The 23660-nt window shown below is 59.7% G+C and carries 16 protein-coding genes and 1 tRNA gene; 9 read left to right on the forward strand and 8 right to left on the reverse strand.

Translation table 11 applies throughout. The annotated features are described in order from the left end of the window. Positions 1–2: 2 nt before the first annotated feature. The 3 genes from KI792_11220 to KI792_11230 are packed head-to-tail and all read right to left on the reverse strand — an operon-like array spanning position 3 to position 1601. Positions 3–377: a hypothetical protein gene (locus KI792_11220; GenBank protein ID MBV6633586.1), complete on the reverse strand. Its 375-nt coding sequence runs from the start codon at positions 375–377 to the stop codon at positions 3–5. 46 nt (positions 378–423) lie between these two features. Beyond that, positions 424–1014: a CoA pyrophosphatase gene (locus tag KI792_11225; protein ID MBV6633587.1), complete on the reverse strand. Its 591-nt coding sequence runs from the start codon at positions 1012–1014 to the stop codon at positions 424–426. Between the two features lie 11 nt (positions 1015–1025). Next, positions 1026–1601 (reverse strand): DUF1285 domain-containing protein, encoded by a 576-nt coding sequence (locus KI792_11230; GenBank protein ID MBV6633588.1) that lies wholly within the window; start codon positions 1599–1601, stop codon positions 1026–1028. Positions 1602–1853: 252 nt separating this feature from the next. Here KI792_11230 and KI792_11235 point away from each other — a divergent pair, with 252 nt between their 5' ends. From KI792_11235 to cydC, 7 genes are all read left to right on the forward strand, one after another. After that, complete coding sequence (locus KI792_11235; protein MBV6633589.1) at positions 1854–2837, forward strand: MoxR family ATPase; 984 nt, start codon at positions 1854–1856, stop codon at positions 2835–2837. A gap of 33 nt (positions 2838–2870) precedes the next feature. Continuing rightward, positions 2871–3848 carry a DUF58 domain-containing protein gene (locus KI792_11240; GenBank protein MBV6633590.1) on the forward strand — a complete coding sequence of 326 codons (978 nt, stop codon included), beginning with the start codon at positions 2871–2873 and terminating at the stop codon, positions 3846–3848. Beyond that, on the forward strand, positions 3845–6655 hold the full coding sequence (locus KI792_11245; protein MBV6633591.1) for a DUF4159 domain-containing protein: 2811 nt from the start codon (positions 3845–3847) through the stop codon (positions 6653–6655). Before KI792_11240 ends, KI792_11245 begins: the two co-directional genes overlap by 4 nt. After that, on the forward strand, positions 6652–8760 hold the full coding sequence (locus KI792_11250) for a hypothetical protein (protein MBV6633592.1): 2109 nt from the start codon (positions 6652–6654) through the stop codon (positions 8758–8760). The genes KI792_11245 and KI792_11250 overlap by 4 nt, the downstream gene beginning before the upstream one ends. A 148-nt stretch (positions 8761–8908) precedes the next feature. Next, entirely contained in the window at positions 8909–10720 is a 1812-nt protein-coding gene (locus KI792_11255; GenBank protein ID MBV6633593.1) for a PAS-domain containing protein, read from the forward strand. Positions 10721–10778: 58 nt separating this feature from the next. After that, a complete protein-coding gene (gene cydD / locus KI792_11260; GenBank protein ID MBV6633594.1) occupies positions 10779–12575 on the forward strand; it encodes a thiol reductant ABC exporter subunit CydD in 1797 nt (598 codons plus the stop codon). Continuing rightward, complete coding sequence (cydC, locus tag KI792_11265; GenBank protein ID MBV6633595.1) at positions 12572–14875, forward strand: thiol reductant ABC exporter subunit CydC; 2304 nt, start codon at positions 12572–12574, stop codon at positions 14873–14875. The genes cydD and cydC overlap by 4 nt, the downstream gene beginning before the upstream one ends. A 7-nt stretch (positions 14876–14882) precedes the next feature. On the opposite strand, the gene KI792_11270 is transcribed toward cydC, so the two are convergent. Continuing rightward, the gene (locus KI792_11270; GenBank protein MBV6633596.1) at positions 14883–15398 is read right to left on the reverse strand and encodes a YdeI/OmpD-associated family protein; all 516 of its coding nucleotides are present in this window, start codon (positions 15396–15398) and stop codon (positions 14883–14885) included. A gap of 87 nt (positions 15399–15485) precedes the next feature. On the opposite strand from KI792_11270, the gene KI792_11275 reads away from it, so the two are divergent. Continuing rightward, positions 15486–16286, forward strand: coding sequence for a sulfite exporter TauE/SafE family protein (locus tag KI792_11275; GenBank protein MBV6633597.1), 801 nt, complete (start codon positions 15486–15488; stop codon positions 16284–16286). Positions 16287–16323: 37 nt separating this feature from the next. On the opposite strand, the gene KI792_11280 is transcribed toward KI792_11275, so the two are convergent. Then, a tRNA-Gln gene (locus KI792_11280) sits at positions 16324–16398 on the reverse strand. Between the two features lie 338 nt (positions 16399–16736). On the opposite strand from KI792_11280, the gene KI792_11285 reads away from it, so the two are divergent. Beyond that, positions 16737–19034, forward strand: a complete 2298-nt coding sequence (locus tag KI792_11285; GenBank protein ID MBV6633598.1) for an SEL1-like repeat protein — start codon at positions 16737–16739, stop codon at positions 19032–19034. On the opposite strand, the gene KI792_11290 is transcribed toward KI792_11285, so the two are convergent. The 3 genes from KI792_11290 to KI792_11300 form a co-directional block, all read right to left on the reverse strand. Further along, on the reverse strand, positions 19031–19942 hold the full coding sequence (locus KI792_11290; GenBank protein ID MBV6633599.1) for a 4-(cytidine 5'-diphospho)-2-C-methyl-D-erythritol kinase: 912 nt from the start codon (positions 19940–19942) through the stop codon (positions 19031–19033). The two genes, KI792_11285 and KI792_11290, sit on opposite strands and share 4 nt — an antisense overlap. A 9-nt stretch (positions 19943–19951) precedes the next feature. After that, positions 19952–21778, reverse strand: coding sequence for a tetratricopeptide repeat protein (locus KI792_11295; GenBank protein MBV6633600.1), 1827 nt, complete (start codon positions 21776–21778; stop codon positions 19952–19954). 110 nt (positions 21779–21888) lie between these two features. Beyond that, the gene (locus KI792_11300) at positions 21889–23520 is read right to left on the reverse strand and encodes an electron transfer flavoprotein-ubiquinone oxidoreductase (GenBank protein ID MBV6633601.1); all 1632 of its coding nucleotides are present in this window, start codon (positions 23518–23520) and stop codon (positions 21889–21891) included. Positions 23521–23660: the final 140 nt, after the last annotated feature.

Below are 23660 nucleotides of genomic sequence, written 5' to 3' on the forward strand. Positions count from 1 at the left end.
GATTAGTTTTGGCACTGATACATCTGCTCAAACGCCTGAACGATTGAGATGATCGGCGGACCGACAATCATGAACGGGTTAGCCTGCCCCCACTCGAGGTAAGCCATGCGGGCCTGATCGGCACTGACGAATAATGGCGGGCAGAACAACGGGGGGGTCTGGCCCATCCGCACGGCATGGCGCTGCATGTCGATGATGCCACCCAGATAGTTCATGCAGCGATCACGGCCCGGGCCTGAACCCTGCTGGCAATCAAACTGGAATTGCTGCGCCTGATAGGTCGGCGGCGGTGGTAGTTGCTGTGCCGAGGCTGGGTTGGGGCCGAGCAGCGTTATCGCGCTGACAGCAAAACCGAGGGCCAATAGAAATCTAATCATTACCGGTTACTCTCTCACCTGCCAGCGCCTGCCCATCGCTTGGGCGTCAGGATGCGCTGCCGACCACCGTGCATAGGTTTCTTAGCATTGCGGCGGTGGCCCCCCAAATAAAACGACCGTCATAGGGGACAGCATAGAAGGCGCGGTGCCTACCATCCACAACCCGGTCATGGCGCTCAAAATTCGCCGCATCCAGGAAGAAGGGCAGTGGCACCTCAAAGATTTCGGCAACCTCGCTGGGATCGGCCTTTAACGGCCCTGGATCTTCAATCAGGCCAATCACCGGTGTGATCCGGTAGCGGGTGATGGTGCGGTACTGATCAAGCTCACCAATCGTTTCAACCCGGCTGGGCTGCAGCGCGATCTCCTCCTCCGCCTCTCGCAACGCGGCGGCGAGGGGGGAGGCATCATCGGCATCAACACGACCACCAGGAAAACTGATCTGTCCAGCATGGTGGGTTAGATCGCTGGTCCGCTGGGTTAGGATCACGGTCCACCCCTCAGACCGGTTGACTAGCGGCACCAAAACACCCGCCGGTTTTAGCACCGGCCCCTCGGCATGTTCGGCCAATGGTCTCGGCTGATAATCGGCAAAGATGCGGCGGAGGTTGTGGTGGTCGAGAGTTGATAAATCCATGGCGGTCGCGACTAACCCTCACCCGCTAGGGCATCAACCTCACCGAGGGCATAGAACTCACCACTGCTCATCACGCCGAGCAGTGTCTTGCCATCGACCTCTCGCATCTCGCCAATCTCAGCCAGCTGATAATAGACCGCGCGATTAATCAGGGCGGACAACCCACGATCCATGGCGATGTAAGGTGTTGGCTCGCCCGTCACTGGGCTGGCGGCCACGGTGATCGGGTAATCGGTGCCAGCCGTGACCTCTTGGTCCAGATTGGTGCGGAAGGTTAGCTCCTGATCGGCACCGCTGCCGGTGACCGACACCTCAACAGCGAGGAACGGGGCATCCTCAACCTCAACCACGCCACGTTCAGCCGGTGTTTCAAGCCAGTACTGGCCATCCTCAAGGCGCTTCAACACGGTAGAAAACAGCTTCACCAGCTTCATGCGGCGCATCGGACGGCCCTGATGAAACCATGTCCCATCGCGCGCAATTCGGATGTGATACTCGCGCGGCTGGGGCTTGCCGTTCACCTTACCGGCGGGCTTCTGCCCTTGTTCTCCGCCACTCTCAGACGGTTTTAACTCTTGGTCACCCATGCCGTGTTTTCTTAGGTCCTGCTGCTCACTCTTTAGTGAGGCAGGATGACTGCCCAATTCTCATCCGAAACAGTTGCTAAGCATGTTAGCCTGCAAATCTATATAGGACGACTAACAGCAAAAGTGGATTGGTGAGTAATGGGTATTGGAATGGGCTTTGCTGACATTTCGAGTGTTGCATCCGGTATTGGGCGCAGCCGACAGCCGCTGAAATCCCCGTCGGATGCCGGCACCGCCACGAAACCGGAAGAGATGACCGCCAATCAAATCGCAGATGAGGCCACCCGCCTTGGCGCGGTTTTGGGGGCTGCCCGTGAACAGGTGGGTAAAGTTATCTTCGGCCAGCGTGATGTGGTCGACCTGTCCCTCATCAGCATTCTGGCCGGTGGCCATGTCCTGCTTCTGGGCGTGCCTGGCCTGGCAAAAACCCGGTTGGTTGAAACACTGGGCGCTGTACTGCACCTGGATTATCGCCGGGTTCAATGTACGCCAGACCTAATGCCCGCAGACATTTTGGGTTCTGAAGTCTTAGAGGAGACCAAGGGCGGTAAGCGTGAGTTCCGCTTTATCAAAGGCCCAATTTTCACCCAGCTGCTAATGGCGGATGAGATTAACCGCGCCAGCCCACGCACCCAATCAGCACTGCTGCAGGCGATGCAGGAGAATAACGTCTCTGTTGCTGGTCATACCTACGACTTGCCGCAGCCCTTTTACGTGCTCGCGACCCAAAACCCGCTTGAGCAAGAGGGGACCTACCCACTACCGGAAGCTCAGCTCGACCGCTTCTTAATGCAGATCAATGTGGATTACCCGGACCGGGAAGCTGAGCGTGAGATGCTGCTCGCGACCACTGGTACGGCAAGCCAGACAGCGGCAGCCAGCCTGACCGAGGCGGATTTGATCACCGCGCGCCATGTGGTTCGCGCCCTGCCGGTGGGCGAGCAAATTGTTGAGGCAATCCTGGATCTGGTCCGCAGTGGCCGCCCGGAGGAGAGTGCCCTCGCCGAGGTGCAAAAGCATGTGGCATGGGGCCCTGGCCCCCGCGCTAGCCAGGCGCTGATGCTTGCCTGCCGTGCCAAGGCTCTGCTTGAGGGGCGCCTGTCCCCATCCATGGATGATGTGGCGGCGTTGGCGCGACCCGTCCTGCAGCACCGTATGGCGCTTAGCTTTGGTGCCCGGGCTGACGGTATTGTGCTTGATGATGTGATCGGCCGAATGGTCGAAGCCGTCGCTTAAGGGTCGCGAAACCAGAACTGCTTCACAGAGTTTATGAGCGCCCCAAGCCAACAGAACGAGAGTAAGCCCAAGGCAAAGCTGCCCGCTGGTCGGCGGGTGCTGAACCGTGCGGCTGGCTTGGCCGAGCCGCTGCCATCGCTCTTGCTTGAGGCACAGCGCATTGCCGAGACAGTGCGCCAGGGTCTGCATGGCCGCCGCCGTCCGGGCGCTGGCGAAACCTTCTGGCAGTTCCGTGACTACCAGCAGCATGACGGCACCCAGCGGATCGATTGGCGCCAATCCGCCAAGGGTGAGCGGCTCTATGTGCGTGATGCGGAGTGGGAAGCAGCGCAGACAGCGTATCTTTGGACCGACCGATCCGCCTCCATGGTGTTCAGATCATCGAAGAACCTACCAACCAAACGCATGCGGGGCATGGTTCTGTTGCTTGCCACGTCGACACTGCTTGTCCGTCATGATGAGCGGGTAGCGTTGATGAGCCGGTTTGACCGAACCAAACCGGCCGCCGGTCGGGGTGGATTGATCAACCTTGCGAATGCGCTGATCCCAGCTGAAGGGGAGGATGAGCCTGACCGCAACGACGATAACCCCTATGGCAACCTGCCACCGGCCCACCCACTGCCGCGCCACGCGCAGACGGTGTGGTTCGGCGATTTTCAGGCACCGCTTGAAGATATTCAGTCGGCCATTGCCCCCCTGGTCAATAGCGGGGTAAAGGGCCATTTAGTTCAGATATTTGACCCGGCCGAGGAGCAGTTGCCCTATCGCGGCCGAACCCGCTTCAAAGACCTGGAAAGTGGCGACCGCTTGATCGTGCCTAGGGTTGAGACCATCCGCGACATCTATCATGAGCGCCTGGAAGCCCATCGTGCGGGGCTTAATGCCCTCGCCCGCAACGCTGGCTGGGGTTTGACCCTGCACCGCACGGATCAATCGGCCCAATCTTGCCTGATGAGCCTATACACCGCCCTGGCCGAGGGTGGCACGCTGCCCGGTGAGGTGGCGCGATGATTGAGGCGTTCGGCACCACCATCGCCTTTGGTGCGCCCTGGGCCCTTGCTGGCCTCTTGCTGCTGCCTGTTTTGTGGTGGGTGCTGCGCCTACTGCCGCCGCGCCCAAGGCTGGTGGCCTTCCCGAACCTGCGGCTCTTGCGAGATCTATTACCGACGGAGCAGACACCGGCGCGCCTACCCTGGTGGTTGATGCTGCTGCGGATGATCTTTGCCGCCCTGCTAATCTTGGCCGCATCGCAGCCAACGCTGAACCCACGGGATCCGTTAGCCGGTGATGGGCCGCTCGTCTTCCTGATTGAGAATGACTGGTCCACCGGCGGGAATTGGGCCGACCGGGTTGGCAAACTGCAGGCGCTACTCGACCGGCCTGGCGTTGAGGATAGGCCGATTGTCTTCGCCCCGACCGCAATGCCGGCAAATGGCGATCCGCTAGAGCTCTTTGGCCCCTACTCTGAGACCCAAGCTGCCGAACGACTTGCTAGCATCGCGCCACAACCCTGGGCCGGTGATATGGACCTCGCCGTTGGCAACATTGCCGATTGGCTTGAGGAACAGGGCAGCGCCGTTCCCTCAATCTATTGGATCAGCAGCGGGCTCGAGCATGACGGCGATGACGAGGCGCTGTCCCGCCTGACCCGATTGGGGGATGTCACCTTAGTTCGCGCAGCGGCAAACAATCTGCCTGTAATCCTGCGGCCACCGGGATCAGGCATTGGTGCAGACAAGAACATCGATGACGGTCCCAGCGTGATGGTGGAGCGCAGTGCCGCCGACCGCCCGGCCATCATCCGTATCCAGACATTGGGCAGCGAAGATCGCCTGTTGAGCGACCAACAGGTTGAGCTGCCCGCCGACACCGCTTCTGTCCCCGTGGCCCTCACAGTCCCGGATGAACTGCGCAGCGATATCCGCCAGGTTCGTATCATCGGTGCCGACCATGCGGCGGCGCGGGTCCTGTTCGATGACCGGTTTGTACGTCGCCCAGTTGGCCTCATCGCCGGCGGTATCGACCGGGAATCCCAGCCCCTGCTGGATCAGCGTCACTATCTGCGCCAGGCCCTGAACCCATTTGCCGAGGTTCGTGAGGGCGATCTGGACCAGCTGCTAGCACAACCGCTTGCTGTGTTGATGATGGCGGATATTGGCACCATCGATCCAGATGCCGAGGACCGGCTGAATGCCTGGATCCGAGAAGGTGGTTTGCTGGTTCGCTTTGCCGGGCCGCAACTTGCCAATAGCGGTGAGAACCTATTGCCGGTTCGCCTCCGCCAGGGCGACCGCTCCCTTGGCGGCGCGCTATCCTGGACTGAGCCGGTACCCCTGGCCGATTTCCCGGACAACAGCCCGTTTGATGGGATGGCAGTCCCACCGGATGTCACCATTGAGCGGCAAGTCCTGGCCGAGCCCGCGCTCGACCTTAACGAGCGGACCTGGGCAAGGCTGGTCGATGGCACCCCCTTGGTCACCGCAGAGGCACGTGGCCGGGGCTACCTCGTCCTATTCCACACCACGGCGAGCCCTGATTGGTCCAACCTGGCCTTGAGCGGCCTGTTCGTCGATATGCTGCAACGGTTGATGCCGCTCAGCGCCGGTGTCGATCCCGGGCAATCCGCCGAGGCGAACCGCCCGGCCAACCTTGCCCCCATTCGTATACTCGACGGCTTTGGTACTTTAATTGAACCAGGGCCAATGGTGCAGCCACTGCCCATCGATACAGCGGACATCGTTGAGATCGGGCCCGAACATCCGCCGGGCCTTTATGGTCGTGATGCCGCAAGGCGCGCGCTGAACCTGGGCGCTGAGCTTCCAACCCTGCAGGCCCGAACCACGGTGCCTTCAGGCATGGCTTTGGAACCGTTGAGCGTGGCGTCACAGACGCCGTTACTGCCGCTGCTCATCTTGCTTGCGCTGATTATTGGGCTTGTAGATTGGGGCCTCGCCCAATGGTTGAGTGGTAGCCTTGATCGATTTAGCGGTGGCCTATCCGCGCTTAAATCCAGCACAACCCGTCGTGCCGCAACGGCTGGACTTACTGCGCTGTTCCTCACCATTGGTGCAACCGCCAACGCCCAGGGCCTAACCCTGGATGAAGAGCGGGCGATCAAGATCACCAGCGGCACCTATCTTGGCTATGTCATCACCGGCGACCGTTCGGTGGATGAGATTAGCCATGCTGGTCTGGAAGGCTTGTCCGGCATCCTGCGCCGCCGAACCGCCGCCGAGGTTGATGGCGCCATCGCGGTGGATATCAAGCGGGATGATCTCGCCCTCTTCCCACTGCTGTACTGGCCAATCACGGAGGTGCAGCAGGGTTTGGACAGCAACACCGTCGCCCGGCTGAACCACTATATGCGCCATGGCGGCATGATTATCTTCGACACCAGGGACAAGCTGCAGGGCGGTCTGGAAGAGGCTGGACCCGGCGTACAGCGCTTGCGACAGCTGACCCGCAATCTGGATATGCCGCCCCTGCGGCCCATCGATCCAGACCATGTGATGACCCGGGCCTTTTACCTGCTGCAGATCTTCCCGGGCCGCTATGCCGGTGGCGAAGTTTGGGTTGAGCGCACGGATGAGCGTCGCAATGACGGTGTCGCCTCGGTGGTCATCGGCGTCCATGATTGGGCATCGGCCTGGGCAGTTGGCCCAGACAATCGCCCAATGCTACCGGTTGTGCCGGGTGGTGAGCGGCAACGCGAACTGGCCTATCGCTTCGGCGTTAATCTGGTGATGTACGCCCTTACCGGGAACTACAAGGCCGATCAGGTACACGTACCCTTTATCCTGGAGCGGCTGGGCCAATGAGTGCTGGCAATCAAAGCCTCCAGGAATTTGCGACCCAGATTGCTTGGTCACCCGACCTACCGCTTTGGGTGCTGGTTAGCCTTGGCGCCTTCATCGCTATTCTAACCATTAGTGGCCTAGTCAGCCGTCAACGCGGCACGCTTTGGCGCTTTGCCCTGATGAGCCTGCTGCTACTGGCCTTGGCCGACCCGTCCCTAATCCGGGAACAGCGGGTGCCAATTCCTGACATTGCGTTGGTGGTTTATGACCAAAGCCCAAGCCAAAACCGCGCACTGCGCCAGGAACAGCTGACCGAAATCAGGGCGCATTTGTCTGATCAGTTCTCTGCCGCTGACGGGTTGGAGCTTCGGGAGATCACTGTACCTGGCCCTGGCATTGCCGGACGTATTGATGAAACCCGTCTGTTCCAGGCGATTGAACAAGCGTTAAGCGACCTGCCGCGCCAACGGGTGGCCGGCATCCTCTTGGTCACCGATGGTCAGGTTCATGATGTGCCAGGCAATCTCGCCGCCTGGCAGGATTTGGGACCAATCCACACCCTGCTAACCGGTGAAGAGACCGAGATTGACCGACGACTGGAAGTGGCGCAGGCGCCCAGCTTCGGCCTTGTCGATAAACAGGTCACCGTAACCGTTCGGGTTGAGGATTTACCCGGCGATGCCCTAGACCGGCAGCCAGTGCGCGTCACGGCCCGCAAGAATGACGATGCGCCTATCAACTTCACCGTGCAAACCGGCAGTGACCAGGAGCTTACCTTTACCCTCGACCATGCCGGGCCTAACGTTGTCGAACTGAGTGTTGAGCCGCTAGCCGGTGAGATTAGTGAGCAGAACAACCGCGCCGTGATCGTCGTGAACGGGGTTCGCGACCGGCTTCGGGTGCTTCTAGTCTCCGGTGAGCCACATCCGGGGGAGCGTACTTGGCGGAACCTGTTGAAAGCGGACCCGGCGGTTGATCTGGTCCACTTCACCATTCTGCGCCCGCCGGAAAAGCAGGACGGCACCCCCATTCGAGAGCTATCGCTGATCGCCTTTCCAATCCGGGAGCTGTTTGAGATCAAGCTGGAAGAGTTCGACCTCGTCATCTTCGACCGGTACCAGCGACGCGGCGTGCTGCCCCGGATCTATCTTGAGAATATCGCGGATTATGTCCGTCGTGGCGGCGCCCTGTTGAGTGCCGAGGGGCCAAGTGCGGCAACGCCACTTTCCCTCCACCGCTCGCCCCTAGGTGCGGTTTTGCCAGCGGCACCAGATGGTGATGTCTCAATCGCGCCATTCCGCCCCCAGATCACCACCATCGGTGACCGTCACCCGGTGACGACCAGGCTAGGCGGCGTTCAAGGTACTGCCGAGGCTGGCGATTGGGGGCGTTGGTTCCGCCGGATCGATAGCCGGGTTGAGCGGGGCGTCGTCCTGCTCGCCAGTGAAGATCAGGGCCCGTTGCTCGTTATGGATCGGGTTGGCGAGGGCCGCGTTGCCCAGCTGCTAAGCGACCATGTCTGGCTTTGGGATAGGGGTTTTGAGGGTGGCGGCCCACAGGCAGAGCTGCTGCGCCGGGTTGCGCATTGGCTGATGAAAGAGCCCGCACTCGAAGAAGAGACCCTGACCGCCCGGGTGGAAGAGGACCAGCTGATCGTCGAGAGACGCAGCTTGGACGATCCAACCATTGCGGTCGACGTGACCAAGCCAGATGGCACCACCGAATTGTTGATGCTTGCCAATCAGGGGGACGGCACCGCGCGCGGCGTCCTAACAACCGACACCCCCGGCCTGTATCGGATTTTCGATGGAATGCTGAGTGCCGTTGCCTTGGCCGGACGAATCAACCCAAAGGAGCTGGCGGATTTGCGTTCAGATTCAACGCTGTTGGAGCCGTTGATGGCGGCCACCAGTGGGGCGGCAAAGCGGCTTGAGGATGTACCAACCCCAGCGCTGCGCCATATTGCCTTTGGCGACAACTATGTGGGCGGCAACTGGCTGGGCCTCAGAAACAACGATAACTACCGGGTTGTCTCGATCACCGATGCCCCGCTGTTGCCCGCGATCCTGCTTATTGGCCTCGCCCTCTTGCTGCTGATTGGCGGCTGGTGGCGGGAATCCCGCTGATCCCCTCAACATTCCCGGAATACATTCCAAGCTTGGACGGATCGCGCCAGCATGCCATATCTGCTAGATGGTTTCTTTGGGATGCCGCTTGGCTGCCCTTAAGCAACCCGTTCATCAATTTGACGTATTTGGTTCGTAGCCCCCAACGATGACCTCATTCATCGACATATCGGCGACCACATCGGCCTATGATGCCGATCGCCATTCCGCCTTTGAGCGGCTCGATCAATGGCGTCTGCGTACCCATTACAGCAACCTGCCCTTCACCCTAACCGGGCTGACCCTCGGGTCGATCATCGCGGTGATCGCCTTCTGGCCGTATTTTGAGCCGTCGCTGTTGGTTGGTTGGCTTTGCGTTCATGCCGCCATGATCGGCTATCGGTCGCATTACTATCTCACCTTCCGTGAGACCGGGATTACGGTTGAGAACATTGCCCATTGGCGACGACAGGCCATTCTAGGCACCATCGCGGCCGGCTTGGTGTGGTCAGCGGCGGTGATCCTGTTAATGCCGCCCCTGGAGCTGCCGGGGCGCATGCTACTGACCTTCCTAATCGGTGGATTTTCAGCCGCGGCTGTGGGCATCACCAGTGTCTACCTGCCCAGCCTTTATGCCTGGATTTTGACCGCACAGATCACGGTAACCCTCGGCACCTTTGCGACCGCTGACGACCAGACCGGTTACAGCATGGCGGTGATGATGACCTTCTTCACGGTCGCATTGCTGTTCTTCGGCAATAGTTCCAGCCGCAGCATGCGGCAGTCCTATATCGATGCGAGCCGCCAAGCAGCCTTACGCTCTGAGGTATCGATGTTGGAAGCGCGCACCCGTTCCGCGCTTGAACATATGCCAGCGGCGGTCGCGCTGTTTGATCAACATGACCGGCTGGCGGTCTGGAACCGACAAGCCACTGTCCTGTTCCCTGAGCTGCACCATCTTTGGCGGGCAGGCTCCAGCTTTACCGATCTGGCTGAAGCATCGCATAGCTGGCGCTCCCTCGGCCCCGCCCATATGGAGAGCCACGACCCCGTCGCGGACCGCCTAGCCGTGCATGAGGCACCGGGCACCAGCTGGGAAGTGGCGGTTGAGGATGGCCGTTGGCTACAGGCGCAAGAGGCGCGGATGCCCGATGGCGGATACCTGACCATCTATATCGATATCAGCAGCCTGAAACGTGAGGAGCAGGTCCTCCGCGCCGCCAAGGAAGATGCCGAGCGGGCCAGCCAGGCGAAGTCGCAGTTCCTGGCCCTGATGAGCCATGAGCTGCGCACCCCGTTGAATGCGATCCTTGGCTTTGCCCAGGGTATTGAGAACCGACAATTCGGCGATCTAGACGACCACTATGTCGAGTACGGCGCCGTGATCCGTGAGAGTGGTGAGCACCTACTCTCCGTGATCAACGACATCCTGGATTTGTCCAAGATTGAGGCGGGTCACATGACCCTGGCGCCTGAGAAACTGGACCCTGGCCGATCCTTGCAATCTGCCAAACGCATCCTGAAGGAAAAGGCGATTGAGGCGCAGCTCACGGTCACCCTGAAGATCGAGCGCAAACTGCCCGCCTTCCACGCCGATCCCCGCGCAGTGCACCAGATGCTGCTGAACCTGATGGCAAATGCGATCAAGTTCACCCCGTCAGGTGGCACGATCACCCTTGAATCCATTCGCCGTGGTGAGGAGCTGGTGCTTGCGGTTTCCGATACCGGGATTGGCATCGCGCCGGAGGATATTGAGGCCGTGTTGCAGCCTTTCGTTCAGGTTGATGACACCCTACGCCGCCGCGAGCAGGGCACAGGCCTTGGCGTGCCGCTAACCAAATCCCTGATTGAGCTGCATGGCGGCCGGTTGGAGATTGAGAGTGTGGTTGGCAAGGGCACACGCATGGCCCTGGTCTTCCCGCCTTCCTGCCTAGATGAATCAGCGGCGAAAGACCGCGCCTTATCCCTGGCGCGCCTCTAACCCTTTAGACGTTACGTCACCACCCCATGGGAGCTTGGCCGGGATACCGGATCAAACAATGACCAACGTCGCCACGACCCCCGACACAACCGAAGCCGGGCCCGCTGCTGATCAGGAGCAGCCACCCAGCCTACAAGAGTTGCAAGCGCGCCAGAAGGCGCAGCAAGGGTGGCTTCGTGGTCAAGCAGCGCCCCTGAAACGCCGGGTGATGCTGGCGGTGCTGCTCGGCTTTCTGGCTGGGCTTTGTGTGATTGGTCAGGCCGCCTTGCTGGCCACCGTGCTCTACGATGTGGTGGTTCAGGGGCAGCCGCTTGATGGTTTCTGGCCGCATATAGCCGGGTTGGCCGGCCTTATGATCCTGCGTGCCAGCCTTATGGGGTTGGCAGAGCGGGTCGGCATGGCAACCGCCACCAAACTTAAGGCCGGCCTTCGCCAGGACATGCTGGAGCGGGTTGCCGCCGCCGGTCCTGATTTCGTGGCCGATACCGGCAGCGGGAAGATCATCACCAATCTCTACGATCAGATTGAGGCGCTGGATAACTACATCGCCCGTTATTTGCCGCAGCGGATGCTGGCCGGCCTGGTGCCATTAGCCATTGTTGTCGCGGTTTGGCCGGTGAACTGGTTGGCCGCTCTCATCCTACTTTTCACCGGCCCTGCCATTGTCATGATGATGGCGTTGGTCGGCCTTGGCGCCGCAACGGCAAGCAGGCGCCAAATGATCGCGTTGGAGCGCCTGGGCGGATACTTCGTCGACCGGCTGCGCGGACTTGGCACCCTGCGCCTCTTCGGTCAGGCCGATGCCGAGCTTGAGCGTGTTGGCGCCATGGCCGAGCGATTTCGCAGCGGCACCATGTCCGTACTGCGCCTCGCCTTCCTATCCTCGGCTGTTTTGGAGTTCTTCAGCTCAATCGCTATTGCGATATTGGCGGTGAATATCGGCCTCGCCCTGCTTGGCCTATTCAACCCTGGGCCGCTCGCCGATATCACGCTTTATGCGGGCCTGTTCATCCTGATCCTGGCGCCAGACTTCTATATGCCGCTTCGCTTGCTGGGCCAGTACTACCACGACCGCGCCACCGCCATGGCAGCGGCCGACGGCCTGATGGGCCTAGAGACAGCGATGGCTGACTACGCTGCGGCCAACGCCACTGCTGCTAAGGCCGCCCCCTCACAAATCAGCTTTAGCAAGGTTGTGCTGGAGTATCCCGATGGTCGCCGCGCCCTGGATCAAGTTGATTTGGATATCACGTCTGGTGAGCGCATTGCCCTAATCGGTGCCAGTGGCGGCGGGAAAAGCAGCATCTTCAAACTACTCCTCGGCTTTACCGCACCGACCGGCGGGCAGATCACGATTGATGGTGTGCCGCTGGACCAGGCTGGCCTGCGTGATCATTGCGCCTGGGTCGGCCAACGCACCCATCTGTTCCGGGGTACCATCGCTGAGAACATCGCCCTCGGCCGCCCGGACGCGACAGAGGGCGCGATCATTCAGGCCGCCAATGCCGCCGGGGTCAGTGACTTTGCCCGTTCCCTGCCTTACGGCCTGGACACCCAACTTGGTGACAACAATACCGGCGTGTCAGGTGGTGAAGCGCAGCGCATTGCCATCGCCCGCGCCTATCTCGCCAATCGCCCAATTCTGCTGATGGATGAGCCAACCGCCCATCTGGATCGTGCAACGGCAACCCGCATCTTAGATAGCCTCGAGCCATTGATGGCAGGTCGCACCGTCATCCTGGCAACCCATAGCCCGCAGGTGCTGAGCACTGTTGACCGGGTGATATGCCTCGACCATGGCCGGGTTGTGACCAGCGAGGATGCCGCCCAACTGCTGGATGAGGCAGTGGCATGAGCGATCACGATAACAATCAGCCACGCGCCCTGCGCCGTATTCTTGGCCTGATGGCAGGTCAGCGGCTGCTGATACTGGGCGGGATTATACTGGCCCTGATCGCCACCCTCTCCAGTATCGGGCTGTTGATGACCGCGGGCTGGTTCATCACCGCGACGGCCCTTGCCGGGATTGCCGTGGGTGGTGCCGCGGCCGGTGGCGCCATTGCCTTCAACTTCCACTTCCCCAGCGGGTTTATCCGTGGCTTCGCCTTAAGCCGCACCTCTGGCCGGTATGCCGAACGCCTAGTTACCCATGAGGCGACGTTCCGCGCCCTAACCGATCTACGCCTGTGGTTGTTTGCCCGCCTGATCCCGCAGGTGCCGGGCCCAATTGGCAGGGATGAGCAGGGTCGTGGCCTTCGCCTCGGCGATATCATGACCCGGTTAACCGCCGATATTGATGCGCTCGACAACCTCTACCTCCGCATCATTGTGCCCAGCACCATTGCCCTGATCGTGGTGATTGTGGTGGGGGCGATCATGGCGATGCACAGCCCGTTGATCGCGATCACGACGATTGTAAGTTTGGCCATCGCTGCCATTGCGGTACCGGCCCTCACCCACCGGCTGGGCAAGGCCAGGGGTGAGCAGCTGATCCAAACCCGGGCGGTAATGCGGAGTGATATTGCCGATCTAAGCGATGGCATCGCCGAACTGGCCGTTTATGGTGCAACCCAGAGCCGGATCGACGCCATCGCCGAGCGTAATGGCGACCTGTCACAACAACAGATTGGTATGGCGAGCATTGCCGGCCTTGGCACCTCCCTCGGGCAGTTTTGCCAAGGCCTGGCCCTTCTGATCGGGTTAATAATCGGCGTGATGCAGTACCAAGCCGGTGTGATCAGCGGCCCTGTGCTGGCCATGATCTTGTTCGGTATTCTTGCCTGCTTTGAGGCGGTATCCCCGCTATCCCTCGCCTATCAACTGCTCGGCCAAACACGCACGGCCGCCCGCCGTGTTTTGGCCCTCGCTGATGCACCAACCGCCGTCACTGGCGACCAGACCAACACCGATGCCATCGACCTGAAGCATGGGTTGAGTATCGAGGGGGTCAGCTTTGTTTACCCCAGCAATGACCGGCCAGCCCTGGACAGTTTGACGCTAGCCCTAGAGCCCGGCGACCGGGTTGCGGTGGTTGGGTCCAGCGGTGCGGGGAAATCCACCCTGTTGGGCCTGCTGCTGAAGATGCATCAGCCTGATCAGGGTGAGATCCGTTGGGGTGGCAGTGACCTGGCCAGCCTGCATCCAGATCGCCTGTACCAAGATATCGGTGTGCTTGATCAACGCCCGCAGCTTTTTGCCGGCACCATTCGCGACAACCTGCAAATTGGCCGCGCCAATGCCGATGAGGCCGCGATGATGGCGGTGCTGCGCCAGGTGGACCTGGATGACTTAGTTGAGAGCCTGCCGACTGGCCTCGATACCTGGCTGGGTGAGGCAGGCGCCAAACTATCTGGTGGCCAGTCACGTCGCCTGGCCCTTGCCCGCCTGCTGTTGAAAGACCCCGCGCTACTGCTGCTTGATGAACCCACTGAGGGATTGGACCCCGTAACCGAGCGGGCAGTGGTTGATGAGCTGAAGACCATCTGTGCCGGTCGCACGGTGATCCTGATCACCCACCGTCTGGCCCCACTGGGGCTCACCAATCGAGTTATCAGCCTGGAGGCAGGGTGCATCACCGGGGAAGAACCAGCGGATCAGTTTATCGAACGCACCCGTGCCGCAATTACCGAGGCGATTGAGAATACGGCGATCAGCAAACCGGCAGATCGACCCGTGCCACTCGCAACGCCAACACCGAATCTGATCGAAGAACCAGTGAGTGCCCCCGTTAACAGCGCAGCCGAGCCGTCGACGGCACCGCAGCTAGAGAAGCTCGCCAGCTGGTGGTTGCGGCCACTCTATTTCGGGATTGGTGTGTTCTGCCTGGTGCTGGGGCTTGTCGGCGTCTTTGTGCCTGGCCTGCCGACCACAATCTTCCTAATCATCGCCCTTTGGGCCTTCAGCAGATCCTCGCAAGCCTTCCATGACTGGCTGTGGCAGCACCCGCGTTTTGGCCCGAGCCTAAAGGCATGGAGTGAGCATCGCGTGGTACCCCGCCGCGCCAAAATCGCTGCTGGGCTGATGATGGCGGCCAGCGTGGCCATTATGGCCGCTTTGGGCTCACCGTTATGGGTGACAATCCTGGTTGCCGCCATCTGCCTGGGCGTCATGGCCTATATCGCGCCGAAACCGGAAGCGCCGCCAACGTCTGAGTAACCGTTGATCAGCGCTTAGCGTTCCGCCAGGCTTTTAGATCAGCCTTGAAGTCGCGTAACGCCTCTGATGCCTCGGCAACCCGCTTGGCTGTCGTCTTCTCAGTTTTAGCGGAGAGGACATGCTGGCACAGCATCCGCTTTTTACCCGGCGTCAACGCCTCCCACTTTTCCGTTAGATCGGCATCCGCCGCCAAAGCGTTCTGAAGCGCAGGTGGCACATCGACCCGATCCTGATCGGCAATCCGAAATCGCATTTCAACGATATCGCCGAGCGCTAGGTCAGCGCCCTTAATAACCGGTGGTGCCACGATCAGGTAGTAACGCCCGTCACCCGTTGGCATGAAGGCATTCTCAACCGGAATGTCGGCAAGCTCCCCCTCCACCCGTAGGCGGGGGTATCGATGAAATGGGAGGGTGGATTTAAGCTCGGCTGGCAGGAAGAGGACGTTGTACCAAATCTTACGTGCCTTCCCGACGCCGAACCGTTCCAGCGGGCCTTCAAACTGATGTGGGTAGTAACTCATCTTCCGAACTGGCCCATTTGAAAACCTGTTTCATAACCTCTAACAACCGCTACAGCCCCCTCTGCGCTGACGCCTTGATAACCCTCTATGCCCGATTTCTTGTTCAACAGCTTGCTGTTTCTCATCACCTATGTGGGTGAGGTGTTTGGCACCATCTTTGGTGGCGGCAGCTTCTTTATCCAGCCGGGCATGATTGCACTGGGCATCGGGGCAAAGGTGGCCGTCGCCAATGACATTACCGCCGCTTGTTTTTCGGCCTATGCCTATCTCTACGACCAACGAAAGGCGTTGGCCGAGGAGTATCGGAAGTACCTGAAGATCTTCCTGGTGATGTTCCCAGGCATCCTGCTCGGCACCTTTATCGGCACCCGGGTGCTTAAGGCGATCCCATCTGAATATGTGATCTGGTTGATCATGTTCATTGCGACGGCTGGTCTGATCCATATGGCCAGGCAGATCCGGCGAAAGCCAGCGAGTATGGAGAAGGTTTCCACCGGATCTGAGATCAAGCATTGGCAGATCCTAAGCTTCCTGGCCGCAATACTGCTGGGCTTTTATGACGGGATGGTCGGCGCCGGCGGTGGCACGCTGCAGATCCTGACCTTCGCCATCTTGTTCCGCATGGCGATGAAGGAACTGATCCTAATGGCGGCGATCTTCAGTGGCTTTAGCCTGTCGCTGGCCAGCATCAACTTCCTGCTGATCGGCCTGATTGATTGGGGATTGCTGCTCTATATGGTCCCGGCCGCAATCCTCGCCGGTTTCAGCGCGTCATGGATCGTCAAACTGGCATCTGAGCGGACGCTGCGTATTGCCTTTATCGCGATACTAACCGTGCTGCTGCTCTATCTCGGCTACACAGAGATAATCGCACCGCTGCTCGCGTGAGTGCGGATCAGGGAACCTGGCGGACATATTTGGAAGATGGCTGGGGTGGTAGGATTCGAACCTACGCATGGCGGTACCAAAAACCGCTGCCTTACCGCTTGGCTACACCCCACCAAGCCCGGATCGACACTGCAATCCGGCGTGCGGAGCAGTTATGTAGCGGGAAAAGTCCCGGTCTTCAACTGCTCAAATAGGGATTTTCTGATCAGAGGCGGTGGCCGAATGACGCTACCCCCATCTACCCGGCGGAAAGACTCCCTTTCCCGCCGCATGCTATCCTTAAAGTTCTTTAAAGTTAGATGCCTGCCCCCGCCAAAAACCAAGCGCGGGAACCTGGCCCCTAACAGCTTTGATTTTCGGGCATGCCGGGTTCTGCAGGTCCGTTGGTAGTCGCAATCAATGATGTGAAGTTGCCAGGGGAACACTGGCCTTCCGCAGGGTTTAGAGCGAATGAGTGATACCTTGGATGATGAAGTCCTGGTGCTTGAGGACGGTTCAGAAACCGGCCATGGCAAACAGGATGGCAGGGGCCAACCACCACGTCACAAACCCCGTGATCTAGCCGAATCGGATGCGGCAGAAGATGCGTTTATTCAACTGATGACCGCCCTTGGTGGTCAAACGGCCCCTGATGATGAGGGCGATACCGACCAGCCTGTTGATGAAACCGGTGAAGACGCTGAAACCGGTGACCTGGAAGGCCCTGATTGGGAGGCCGTCGCCGACCCGCTAAACGCTCTCGACGATGCCGAAGATTGGGATAAGGAACTCGCGGCCCTCATCGATGGGTTGGAGACCGAGGTCAGGAACCCAGATGGCGGGGCAACGGCCCAACCGCTGCAGGAGCAAATCTCCGACGCGCTGATCCGCAACCGCTTCGCCGAGGGTGGTGAGCAAGCTGCGCGACAGTTTCCAATGCTGTCACCACCGGATGAGGTTGGTCGTATTGGCGCGATGTTGGGGGCCGACCAAGCACCCTTGCGCCGAACCGAACTGGGCCACCTCCCGCTAGTTGAGACCAGCCCAACCGATAAGTTGGACGACGTGGCCGCCGTCCATGGCGCCATTGTCGATGCGACGCCAGAGGTCGAGTTACAAACCATGCCAGTGGCACAGCCGGTGCCGGCCATCCTGCTGGCTGAGGCGGACCCAGCACTGGCTGAGGATGCCTTTGATGATGCCGAAGACAAGGTGGTCGAGGCAGAGATCGAGGAAACAGATGCAACCACCCTCGAAGAACCAGTAGCGGAGGAAACCCCACCGGTTGAGGAAGAGGCCCTCCTTGATACTCCTGACACCGAAACACCAGAAACGTTAGAGCCAGAAGCGAAGCAACCGGCACCTGAAGAAGACCCGGACGAGCTAGAGCATCCAGACATCGCGCTGGCCGAAGACCCGCTTTATCAAGCTTCTGCCCCCATCGCCGGGGATAGCGGCTGGGTCAATCGCTCGGGTCTAAGGCTGGCAGTTGATGAAACATCACCTGCTAAGAAATCAAAGCCCCGCAAAGCCGAAGCCGCGCCAAAGCCAGCCAAAGCAGACAAAAAGGCCGCCAAACAAGAAGCCGCGCAGGCACGGCAACTGGCTAAGGCCGAAGCCAAACAGGCCAAGCTGGATGCGAAGCGTGCCAAAATCGATGCCCGTGCCACGGCCCAGGCCGCCAAGAAGGCGGAGCCACAGACCGGCACAAATCCTGGGGTCGTCGTCCTGGCAGCATCACTGGTGATGGCAATGATGGGTGGTGTGACCCTGTTCTTGTTCCATGACCAACCACTGGTCCGGGAATGGACCGCACCACTACGTGAGCGCGCCATTGAATTGCGGGCTAACGCACGTCAGACCCCGACCAGTACAATTCCAAGCCTGGCGGATGCGCCAGCCCCTGCGGTTGATGCACCAACCCAACTGAGCCAAGGCGCAACTCTGCCACTGCAGCCGGTTGAGGATGGGGTTGAGCCAACCTTGACCATCGCCGAGCTTGAAGCGCTGGGTGGCCTACAAGCCCCGGCGCCGGCAGAACTCGCGGATGAGGTAACAGAGACCGCAGCTGCAGCAGGTGACGTCGCCGCCGCGCCAGAACCAGCACCCACGCCAGAGGTCGCAGAGCCAACCCCGGTTGAGGTGCAAGAAGTGGCGGCACTGCCAAGCCCGGCTGTGGTTCCACCACAGACCGAAACCACTGACATCACTGAGGTTCGCCTCGCGGCACCTCCAGCCCTGCCACTACCGGCTGAGCTTGAGGCACTGCGCAATTCCGCAGCCGCGGGTAACCGTCAAGCGCAGCACGATCTAGGCGCGCATTTCGCTGCCGGCAGGTTGGTTGAGCAAGACTTTGCCCGCGCCGCCTATTGGTTCCAAGAAGCCGCGATCCGAAGCGTCGACAACGCTCAGTACAATTTGGGGGTCCTGTTCCAGCAGGGTCTCGGCGTTGAGCAGAATGCCGCCCTCGCCGTGCAATGGTATGAGCGGGCTGCCGATAACGGCCATGTTGAGGCCAAGTACAATATGGGTGTGGCCTACGCCGATGGCATCGGGGTTGAGCGGGATATCGCCCAAGCGGTCCGTTGGTTTGAGGAAGCCGCGGCCGAGGGCATCTCACGCGCCGCGTTCAACCTGGGTGTGATGTATGAGGTTGGCATGATCGGTAGCCCTGATCTGGCCGTCGCCCGCCAATGGTATCGCCAGGCCGCAACCAGCGGTGAGCAAGACGCCATTAATGCATTAGAGCGTTTGGACGCTGCCAATTAGGCGGCAAGTGTCGTCGCTGACACCCACCAGTCAGGATGGCCAGCCTGCAATCCAGCAGCAGCAGCCTTAGCCTCATTCTGGGTGCGGTACACGCCGAAACAGGTGCTGCCGCTACCCGACATGCGGGCGAGTTGGCAGCCATCGGTTGCCGCAATCCTATCAATAACGGAACCGATTACTGGCGCTAAGGAACGCGCGGGGGCATCGAGGCCATTGGTTGTGTTTGCGCCTACCCATGCAGCGACAGACTGCGCATCGGTAAAACCATTCCTGGGCCAAGAAACTTCTGGATCGAATGGCAGTTGGATATCTCGACGCGCCTTAAAGACGGCTGGGGTCGGTTGCGCTGCCCCTGGATTAACCAAGATCGCTGGCAAGGCAGGAAGGTTAGAAACCGGCGTCAGCTGCTCACCAATGCCACGGGTGATGACGGGCTTACTGACGAGGCAAGCGGGCAGGTCCGCACCGATGGATGCTGCCAGCGCCATAACCTCGGCATCATCAGCGTTCACACTCCACAGGCCACAAAGCAGGCGGAGTGCGGCAGCCGCATCGGCGGAGCCGCCGCCTATTCCACCGGCCAGTGGTAAATGCTTATCCAACGTGAAATGGAGCCCATCAAGGTTCTGCCCCAGATGCTTTGCTAAGGCGTCAGCGGCGCGCAGCACGAGATTATCTGCAACATCAAAGTTTGAGAGCGCAGCGGCAAAGGGCCCGGTGATTGAGAGCCGATCCTCACCAACATGATCAGTTTGAAGAGTTAGACGATCACCGATATCGGCGAACACCACCAGGCTATCAACCTCATGATAGCCATCGTCACGGGCGCCGGTGATATGCAGGTAAAGGTTAACCTTCGCTGGCGCGTGGGCGGCCAACATGGTCGGCGTCGTTGGAGAAGTAGACATCACAGATGGTTAGCTGCCAGCGGCGGCGGCATCCTGACCATTATCGACGGTGGTGCGCTCACTGCCATCATCTAGTGGCGGCGGCGGTGGTGGGAGGCCGTTCTTCAACTTATCCCGGGCCGTCTCAGTGATTTCGGCATCGTCGTTTAGGTCAATCGCCCGCTGCCATTGGAAGCGAGCCTCAAGCTCACGACCAACCCGCCAAAGGGCATCGCCCAAATGGTCGTTGATTGTCTGGTCACCGGGTGACAGGGCAACGGCCTCTTCCAGAATGCCGACCGCCTCATCAAACCGGCCCAGGCGGTAGAGCACCCAACCAAGGCTATCAACGATAAAGCCGTCCTGTGGGCGCAATTGAACCGCCGTGCGGATCATCTGCTCTGCCTGCCTCAGGTTCACACCCTGATCGGCCCAGCTATAGCCGAGATAGTTCAAGACGAATGGCTGATTTGGCCGCAACTCCAAGGCGCGCTTGAAATCAGCTTCAGCTAAAGGCCATTGGTCTGACCGCTCATAAGAGATGCCGCGGGTGTAGAACAGGATCCAGTTATCGGCCTGCACTTCAGGCAGCAGATTAATGGCCTTGTTGTAGGAAGAAATGGCGGCGACGAACTGCTCGTCCCGGCGCAGCAGGTCACCAATACGACCATGGAGCGCAAACTCCGATGGGTAGGTCCGCACCTTACGGCGCAGCAGGGTTAGGGCATCGGCATCCTGCTCTGAATCATCCAGCATATTAGCGCGCCGGATAGCGGCGGCGAGGCCAATATCGCTATCAGCGGGGATGGTCAGATAAGCCTTATCCGCGGCCGGGTACTGTTCGCGCCGGGTCAGAATGTCGGCCAGCAGCAACTGCGCCAGCGGGAAGTCCGGCTGTGCATGCAGGGCTATCTGCAGCAAGACCAGGGTTAACTCGGTGCCAAGCTCGCCCTGAAGCACACTAGAAAAATCAAACAGGATGGCGGCCATCCCATCACTGACGGTTTCAAACCCACGGGCGGGAGGGCCACCAGCCTCTAAGCGACGGATACCAGCGGCCAACAGGCGGGAACCATCACGGGCCCGGAAGGTATCGTAAAGGCGGATCGCCTCATCAACATTCCCCTCTCGGCCAAGCAAGCTGCCATAGGCCTGACCGGCCCGGAGGGTCGTCGAGAGCGATAGGGCGTTCTGATACTCGGCTTCAGCCTCATCCACACGGCCTAGATAATCGAAGATAAAGGCGCGGTGTAAGGCGATAAGCGCCTCAAAACCACCAAAGGCCCGCAGCTCTTCAAGTGCCGCCGTGGCCGCCTCGACATCACCGTCACCGGCGGCCAGCCAAGCCCGAACGCCAGGCTTCAAAACGGTCTGAAGCCCCTCATCCGTGATGCGGTCATTGATCTCTTTTGCAGCCTCAAGCTCACCCTGTTTGACGGCCTCAACCATCAGCAGAACCAGCGCAAGGTCCAAGGCCTGCTCTTGTTCTGCGAGCTTCTCAGCTTGTTTTAGGGCTTCTTCAACTTCACCACCGCCCAGGTTTAACAGGAAGGCACGCTGTAGTAGGCGGTAGTTATCAGGATCCCCAGCCAGCGCGTTGTTCATAAACAGTGCGGCGGATGACCAGTCACCGGCACCCTGCGCCAGATGTCCGGCAAGATAGCTGCCAGATGCCGTTTCCCGAATGGGCGGGCCACTGAACTCAGCCCGCGGGCCAACCACATCACCCACATCTGGGGAGTAGGTGCCACCGGGTTGGGTGGCACAGGCGGCAAGCATGACCAGGCCAATACCAGCGAAGGCGGGACGATAAGGAACCAGGGTCAGGGCGGACTGAAACCGTTGGCGAATAGACAAGGACTTGAAATCCTTCAATAAAGCATGTGAGCGCAAGCGCCGTTAGACACTACACCACACCGCCTGACAGGCGGCAACACCGGACCGCCCATAAGAGCGGCCCAGGTCGATCACATCATTGCGTAGTTCGGGCCACCGGCACCCTCAGGCACGGTCCAGTTGATGTTCTGGCTCGGGTCCTTGATATCGCAGGTCTTACAGTGGACGCAGTTCTGGGCGTTGATCTGGAACCGTGGCTCCTCACCCTCTTCACGCACCACCTCATAGACCCCAGCGGGGCAATAACGCTGCGCTGGCTCATCATAGAGCGGCAGGTTATGGGCGATTGGAATGCTCTCATCCTTAAGCTTCAGGTGAGCGGGCTGGTTCTCTTCATGATTGGTGTCTGAGATGAACACCGAGGAGAGCTTGTCGAACGTGAGTTTGCCGTCCGGCTTTGGATACTCAATCTTCTCGCACTCAGCCGCTGGCTTGAGCTGCTTGTGATCGGCGTGGTTCTTCAAGGTCCAAGGCGCCTTACCCCGGAAGATGTAGGTATCAATCGCTGAGTAGATGATTGCTGGCCAGAGCCCCCAATGGAAGCTCGGCTTGATATTACGAACCCGATACAGCTCATCCCACAGCCAGGTCTTCTTCAGCATCTCAGGATAGGCGGTGCATTCCTCGCGCCCCTTCTCCGCTTTCAGATGCTCAAAGATCGCATCAGCGGCGGTCATGCCAGACTTCATCGCCGTGTGATTACCCTTAATCTTGGGCACGTTGAGGAAGCCGGCCGTGTCGCCGACCAAGACGCCACCTGGGAAAGTCAGCTTCGGCAGGGATTGGTAACCACCGGCGGAAAGCGCCCGGGCGCCATAGGAAACCCGACGTGCACCCTCAAACAGCGGTGCAATCGAGGGGTGGGTCTTAAACCGCTGCATCTCATCAAAGGGTGAGAGATAGGGGTTCTGGTAATCCAGACCGATCACATAGCCAACCGATACGAGATTATCTTTGAAGTGGTAGAGCCAGGACCCGCCATAGGTCTTGTTATCCATCGGCCAGCCGATGGTGTGCACGATCTTGCCTGGCTTATGCTTCTCCGGGTCAATCTCCCAGAGCTCTTTAATGCCGATGGAATAGGTTTGCGGATCGCTGTCTTTGCGAAGGTCAAACTTCTCAAACAACGTCTTGGTCAGCGACCCGCGGCAGCCTTCTGAGAAAACCGTCTGCTTGGCATGCAGCTCCATGCCTGGGGTGTAATTGGCGGTCTGCTCACCATCCTTGCCGATGCCCATATCGCCCGTGGCGACACCCATCACCTGACCCTGGTCATCATAGAGGACCTCAGCGGCGGCAAAGCCTGGGTAAATCTCAACGCCAATTGCCTCGGCCTGCTCAGCTAGCCAACGGGCCAACTCGCCCAGGCTGATGACGTAATTGCCCTTGTTATGCATCTGGGGCGGCGTCGGCATCTTGAAGGCGCTCTTCTTGGTGAGGAACATGAAGCTGTCCTCTTTCGCCTCCACCGTCAGCGGTGCACCTTTGTCTTTCCAATCTGGGATCAACTCATCCAAGGCACGGGTCTCAAACACCGCACCGGAGAGCAAGTGGGCGCCAACCTCAGAGCCCTTCTCGATCACGCAAATCGCCAGTTCCTGGCCAGCCTCATCGGCACGTTGTTTCAACCGGATCGCCGTCGCCAGGCCCGCCGGGCCAGCGCCAACAACCACAACGTCGAATTCCATGCTTTCGCGTTCCATCCTCAGGCCACCTTTCTTGCTTTTATCTAAAGGGTTTTTAACCCAAATCTTACGTATACGTAAAGTTTGAATTTACGCATTTAATGGGTTTCAGGCGCTTATCAACACTCGCCTCTATCACATTTGTTGTGTTCCGGCAT

The organism is Alphaproteobacteria bacterium SS10, assembly GCA_019192455.1.
In the GTDB taxonomy this organism is placed as follows: Bacteria; Pseudomonadota; Alphaproteobacteria; order TMED2; family TMED2; genus TMED2.

Bases quoted from the DNA above. Each gene is read 5' to 3' on its own strand.
- KI792_11245 (MBV6633591.1), top strand. From the start codon at position 3,845: ATGATTGAGGCGTTCGGCACCACCATCGCCTTTGGTGCGCCCTGGGCC.
- cydC (MBV6633595.1), top strand. From the start codon at position 12,572: ATGAGCGATCACGATAACAATCAGCCACGCGCCCTGCGCCGTATTCTT.
- cydD (MBV6633594.1), top strand. From the start codon at position 10,779: ATGACCAACGTCGCCACGACCCCCGACACAACCGAAGCCGGGCCCGCT.
- KI792_11240 (MBV6633590.1), top strand. From the start codon at position 2,871: ATGAGCGCCCCAAGCCAACAGAACGAGAGTAAGCCCAAGGCAAAGCTG.
- KI792_11275 (MBV6633597.1), top strand. From the start codon at position 15,486: ATGCCCGATTTCTTGTTCAACAGCTTGCTGTTTCTCATCACCTATGTG.
- KI792_11250 (MBV6633592.1), top strand. From the start codon at position 6,652: ATGAGTGCTGGCAATCAAAGCCTCCAGGAATTTGCGACCCAGATTGCT.
- KI792_11255 (MBV6633593.1), top strand. From the start codon at position 8,909: ATGACCTCATTCATCGACATATCGGCGACCACATCGGCCTATGATGCC.
- KI792_11270 (MBV6633596.1), bottom strand. From the start codon at position 15,398: ATGAGTTACTACCCACATCAGTTTGAAGGCCCGCTGGAACGGTTCGGC.
- KI792_11290 (MBV6633599.1), bottom strand. From the start codon at position 19,942: ATGTCTACTTCTCCAACGACGCCGACCATGTTGGCCGCCCACGCGCCA.
- KI792_11220 (MBV6633586.1), bottom strand. From the start codon at position 377: ATGATTAGATTTCTATTGGCCCTCGGTTTTGCTGTCAGCGCGATAACG.
- KI792_11300 (MBV6633601.1), bottom strand. From the start codon at position 23,520: ATGGAACGCGAAAGCATGGAATTCGACGTTGTGGTTGTTGGCGCTGGC.
- KI792_11225 (MBV6633587.1), bottom strand. From the start codon at position 1,014: ATGGATTTATCAACTCTCGACCACCACAACCTCCGCCGCATCTTTGCC.
- KI792_11235 (MBV6633589.1), top strand. From the start codon at position 1,854: ATGACCGCCAATCAAATCGCAGATGAGGCCACCCGCCTTGGCGCGGTT.
- KI792_11230 (MBV6633588.1), bottom strand. From the start codon at position 1,601: ATGGGTGACCAAGAGTTAAAACCGTCTGAGAGTGGCGGAGAACAAGGG.
- KI792_11285 (MBV6633598.1), top strand. From the start codon at position 16,737: ATGAGTGATACCTTGGATGATGAAGTCCTGGTGCTTGAGGACGGTTCA.